5 protein-coding genes are annotated in these 5,267 nt (G+C 69.0%); 3 read left to right on the top strand and 2 right to left on the bottom strand.

All coding sequences use genetic code 11. The annotated features are described in order from the left end of the window. The first annotated feature begins 290 nt into the window (after nt 1–290). A complete protein-coding gene (locus ACZ7GX_RS45035) occupies nt 291–1,598 on the top strand; it encodes a hypothetical protein (RefSeq protein ID WP_498786809.1) in 1,308 nt (435 codons plus the stop codon). A gap of 863 nt (nt 1,599–2,461) precedes the next feature. Here the strand turns inward: ACZ7GX_RS45035 and ACZ7GX_RS45030 are convergent. Next, a complete protein-coding gene (locus ACZ7GX_RS45030) occupies nt 2,462–2,875 on the bottom strand; it encodes a DUF6228 family protein (RefSeq protein WP_498786808.1) in 414 nt (137 codons plus the stop codon). A 333-nt stretch (nt 2,876–3,208) separates the two neighbouring features. Here ACZ7GX_RS45030 and ACZ7GX_RS45025 point away from each other — a divergent pair, with 333 nt between their 5' ends. After that, nucleotides 3,209–3,337, top strand: coding sequence for a hypothetical protein (locus ACZ7GX_RS45025; protein WP_498786807.1), 129 nt, complete (start codon nt 3,209–3,211; stop codon nt 3,335–3,337). Between the two features lie 54 nt (nt 3,338–3,391). Here ACZ7GX_RS45025 and ACZ7GX_RS45020 read toward each other — a convergent pair whose 3' ends face one another. Then, a complete protein-coding gene (locus ACZ7GX_RS45020; protein ID WP_498786806.1) occupies nt 3,392–4,261 on the bottom strand; it encodes an LLM class F420-dependent oxidoreductase in 870 nt (289 codons plus the stop codon). A 709-nt stretch (nt 4,262–4,970) separates the two neighbouring features. Here ACZ7GX_RS45020 and ACZ7GX_RS45015 point away from each other — a divergent pair. Beyond that, nucleotides 4,971–5,267 (top strand): hypothetical protein (locus ACZ7GX_RS45015; protein ID WP_498786805.1); only part of this gene is annotated, 297 nt, incomplete at its 3' end.

Raw genomic sequence — 5,267 nt, 5'->3', positions numbered from 1 at the left:
GCTACCCTCCCCACCCCCCGCGCTATCGCCGGGTGTGTCCTCTCCCCCCCCCCCCCCCCTCCCCTCCCCCCCCCCCCCCCCCCCCCCCCCCCCCCCCCCACACCGGTGCGTCCTCAGTGGACAATTCGCGCCTGGGTGAACCGCCGGCCCGGCGTCGTGGCGAGGTCGTTCAGTCGGGGTGGGCGGCCTGGATCACTCCGCAAGCGGTCCGACCCCGGCGACGACGTGATCTCCCGGCTCTGCGCCACCGATGGAGTGTCCGACACCGAGGCCGCGGGCTGTCCATTGCGTTGCTGTTCACCGGACACGAGTCCACCGTCGGCGACTGCGTCGAGCTGGCCGACACACAACGCCGCGTGCACGTGCGCGGCGGCCAGAAGAAGGTCGACTTCTGCCTGCGGCTGCGTGCGCTGGGCATCTTCCCCGAGGACGCACCCCACACGGTCCGCGCCTTCGGGCTGGCGGCGGGCCGGCTGAGCATCGAGGAGTTGGTGGACCGCTATCCGCTGCGGTGCGGGCCGGTCCGTGACCTGATCGTGGACTACCTGCGGGAACGGCAGCCGTCTCTGGACTTCGCCAGTATCGATGCGATCTCCCGGACCCTGGCCGGCCTGTTCTGGGCCCGGATCGAGGCCCTCGCGCCGGGCATCGACACGCTGCGCCTGCCACCGGGGACGATGCGGGCTTGGAAGGAGGACCTGAGCACGAAGAAACGCATCACCACCAACGCCGCCGGCGAGCAGATCGAGATCTCCAGCCCTCGCATCAACGCCAAGGACGAGTTGCTCCGGGTGCGGGCCTTCTACCTGGACATCGCCCACTGGGCGCCGTGGGCCGTGTCCTGCCCGATCAGCGACGCCGAGATCGGCCGCGCCAAGGAACTCAAGCACCGCAAGGCCCGCATGGACCAGCGCACCCGCGAGCGGCTGCCCGTCCTGCCCGTCCTGCCCGTTCTGGCACGAACGGCCCACGAACGCCGCCTCGCCGCGGAGCGACGGCTGCGGGCAGCCCAGGACACCCGGCCCGGCCCACCGATCCCCGGTACCGACGGCGCGCTGCGCAGGGCGATCGCCCCCACATCCATCGGCCGGCACGTCTGGGCCGAGGACACGACCACCGGCAAGCGGCGCAACCTGTCCTTCGAGGACGAGGAGGCGTTCTGGTCCTTCTTCACCATCGAAGTCCTGCGCCTGACCGGGATCCGCTGCGAGGAGATGCTGGAGCTGAGCCACCACAGCATCACCGAATACCGCCTGCCCTCCACCGGCGAACTCGTGCCGCTGCTCCAGATCGCGCCGTCCAAGACCGACACGGAGCGACTTCTGCTCGTGAGCCCAGAACTCGGACCCCGACCGATCCAGAACGGGACTCCTTCTTCGCACACTTCGAAAAACAGAAGGTGTCCGTCGGGATCTGCGCGCGAGCATTCGGATCGCCTTGCGTCCATGAGCATGCTTGCGTCAGGTGTTCACTACCACGGCCTGACCCGGCGCAACGATCACGGCTGGAGGAGATCCGTGACAATCTGGAGGCCCGTGTTATCGAGGCCAAACGCGAAGGATGGCTCGGGGAGGTCGAAGGACCGCAAGTCAGCCTGACGGGAGCCAGAGACAAGATCTCCCAGATTGACACCGCGCTCCAACGCCCCACCGGCGCGGTCGCGCTCGGCATGCCCGCCTTCACCTCACTCGCCGGCCGAACAACATCCACATCAACGCAGAGCTGACGACACACAATGCACTGGCATGCCGGACGGGGGCGGACACTTCACTCGTGCCGCCGCCCCCTACCCGTCAGCAGACTCCACTCATCCACTGCCGTCACAGGGTCGTCTGCTGCGGCCACCATCTCGACGTACAGGGGCGTCGCCGCGACTCGGAGCCTGCCGTCCTTCGTATAGCCCAAGACCACGCACCGCAACCGCCGACCCACTGCGGGCCACGGCTCGCCCGGCTTGTCCGTGATGTACGAGCTGTCCACGAATCCGTGCTCGCCGTCCTCGGATTCGACCAGAAGCCCGTACCGAGCATGGCCGACCACCGAGCAGTGAACGACGTCGTACCTGCGCCGCGCTTGTGGCTCCATCTGACCTCCCACGACATCCTTACACGCCGCAGACAGCTCGTTCTGCCGATCTCGGACGGCCGGCGGTCGTCGTTTGAGTGCACCGACGTCAGTTCAGAGAAGCCTGTGTCAGGTGCCCACTCCTTCGGGTTGACCCGACCCGATTGCCGCGACTGGAAGAGATCCACGTCAACCTCGTCGACCGCCTACAGGAGGCCAAAGAGCAGGGCTGGCTGGGGGAAGTCGCCGCGATCGAGACCACGATAGCCGCCGTCCAGGAACTCGAAGCCATGCGCGCGATGACGACCCACAAACGTCAGTCCATCTGGGAATTCCCGACTTCCACTCTGCTCTCGGATGATCCAACCTACGCAAATGACCGGTGCGTCGCCGATGTTCAGGGATGTGGTCCGAGGAGCGTCGCGAGGTCATGGGCGGCGGTGCTGAGTTGTTCACCTGCGTCCACCGTGAAGGTCGCTCGGACGCACCAGCCGTCGGGATCGGACGCCTGGGCTAGTTCGACACCTATGCGGACTCTGCTCCCGAGATGTTGTCCCACGAGCCGGAGTTCATGCTCAAGAGACTCGTAAACCCGGTCGCCGTCCCACCCGCGCCAGCTTTCCATCATTCCGGCGAAGAACTCGACGAGATCGTCGAAGCCCACGGCATAGTGGGACGTCACAGTCGACTCGGCGCGCAGTCCGGCGTCGACGACCTCGACGTCCACGGACCAGATCTCCCCTCCGCTTCCGCGGACGACATCGCGCAGGATGAGGGCGTGCCCATCTCGACCAACCACCACCTGGTCCACCGGGGCATCATCGCAAACGATCCCCACCGACGGCATCCCTTCATCGTGCATGGGGGCCGCGACACGCCCAAGCCTCACGCTGTCGTCAGATTCCGGTAACGCTCCGTAACGAAGGTCCGTCGAGTGGAACTGTGATCAACATCAAGATCATTTCGGTTAAGCAGGCGTGTTCGTGCTGGCAGGGCGTGCTGTAGGGGCGCCCGCAGGAGCCGAGTCCAACCTTGCGCTTGTCGAAGTGCTCGTCGAACTCGGTCATTCCTCGCTGGAGGCCTCGGCAGGGCTCGGCCACGGCCGGGTTCCGCGGGGTCCACGCCAGGGTGACCTGGCCCGGGCGTGCGGTCCTGCTCCGCGGCGACCTCCCGCACGACGCGTCCCGTCCTCGGCTACCCGCACGACCCGCTCGCCGGCGACCACGTCCGCGCGGTGACCGCGGGCGACCTGAAGATCGAACCCCGCCGCTGACGTCCGTAAGCGTCGGGGGCGGCGTTGCCGCCGCCCCTCGGCGGTCGTGACCCGTCAGGCGAGTTCGGCCAGGCGGCCGGTGGTCGGGGCGATCACCCGCTCGATCCACGCCGCCTGGTCGCCGTCCGGCGATCGCAGGATGACGGTGTCGATGCCCATGCCCGCGTAGCCCGCCACGGTCTGGGCACACGCCTCGGCGTCCTCGGGCAGGTCCCCGAGGTGCACCACGGTCTTGCGGATGGCGTCGTAGTCGCGACCCAGGTCGTCGCAGTGCCGGTGCAGCACGTCGAGCTTGTGCGGCGCCTCGGCGGGTGACGCGAGCAGGAGGTTGCAGGCGTCGGCGTAGCGGGCGACCAGTCGCAAGGTCTTCCGCTCGCCGTTGCCGCCGATCATGACCTCGGGGTGCGGCGAGCTCACCGGCGCGGGCACGCACAGGGTCTCGGCCAGCCGGTAGTGCTCGCCCTCGAACGGGCCGTTGTCCGCCGGGTCCCACATCCGCAGGCAGATCCGCAGCGCTTCCTCCAGGCGCTCGAAGCGCTCGCCCAACGGCGGGAACGGCACGCCCAGCCCTTGGTGCTCGCGTTCGTACCAGGCGGCGCCGATACCCAGGGTCGCGCGACCGCCCGACAACACGTCCAGCGTGGTGACGTTCTTCGCCAGCAGGCCGGGGTGGCGGTAGGTGACGCCGGTGACGAGCGCGCCGAGGCGGACGGTGGAGGTGTGCGCGGCGAGGAACCCGAGCGTGGTGTAGCTCTCCAGCATCGGGTCCTCGGCGGCGTCGTTGTGCTCCATCTGGAAGAAGTGGTCCATGACCGACAGCCACGCGACCCCGGCCTCCTCGGCCGCCGCGCCGGCGGCGGCCAACTCGGGACCGAGCCGCGCCGCACCCTGGTTGAACCGGTTGATGTGCACACCCAGTCGCACGTCGTGCTCCGTTCTCCACCTGCTCCGCCATCGACGGCCGCGACGCTAGTGGCTGGAGCGCGCTCCAGGTCAACCCGTGTTCCGCGGCGGAATCGGGGCCGCACCCGCGGCGGCTTCGACGCGGGCCTCCAAGGAGTCGGGCGTCGGCTTGGATCCGGCGGGCGATGGGGAGCGGGGCAGGGGCGCTCCGGTGGCAGCAGCCGCCGCGCGTCGGCGTGCCGGAGCATGGGGAAGTCCCACCGCAAGCCGGTCCTGGTGATGCTGCTGGGCGCGTCGCTCGGCCGCGAGGCGGAGACCTGGTCCGACCGGGAGGTCGCCACCTACGCCGGCACCAATCCCTACCACTGGGGCAGCGCGCACAGCGCCTACGAGTCCGGCCTGACGAGATCCCGTTCACCGCGGGCGATGCCATCTGCCGCGAGGACGACCCCGCGCACGCCTCGTCGCGTACGGCCACGTCGGGGTCGACTTGGACGGCGTCTACAAACGCGCGATCGTGGGTCACGGGGCCGTGCTCGGCCACTACGACGCCTTCGCCGACGTGCTGGTGCGTGATGTCGGACCTGGTCACGCGGCGGGAGCAGGTGGAGAACACGCTCGGCTCCGCGATCATGTCTCCCGCCGTGCGGGAAGACCGGAGCGGCCCTGTGGGGTGCCAAGAGCCGGCCGCACGACCCGACCTGCGGTTAGAGCACCGGGCGGTGATCCGGTGCTGCACGCGCAGGCGCTGTCGCCGCTGTGCCATGATCTGGCTGTGGGGGACTTCTTCAAGGTCGCACCTAAGGCCGTCGAGCTGCTGGGCGGGCTCGTGCAGCGCCAGAGCTCCGGCATCGCCGCGCACCTGAAGGCACTGGAGCACAACCAGGTCGACGACCTGGGTCAGGGGCTTTTCCTGGAGCTCTCCGGCCACCTGGAGAACCTGCGCTTCCACGCGCAGGACAACACCCGGCGCGCACTGAGCCTCGCCGGCTCGTCGGCGGTCGAACTGACCAAAGCGGCCGAGTTC

Source organism: Actinosynnema sp. NPDC037264 (genome assembly GCF_055603705.1).
The sequence above is the reverse complement of the archived record's forward strand: the minus strand, read 5'-3'. Positions and strand labels throughout refer to the sequence as shown.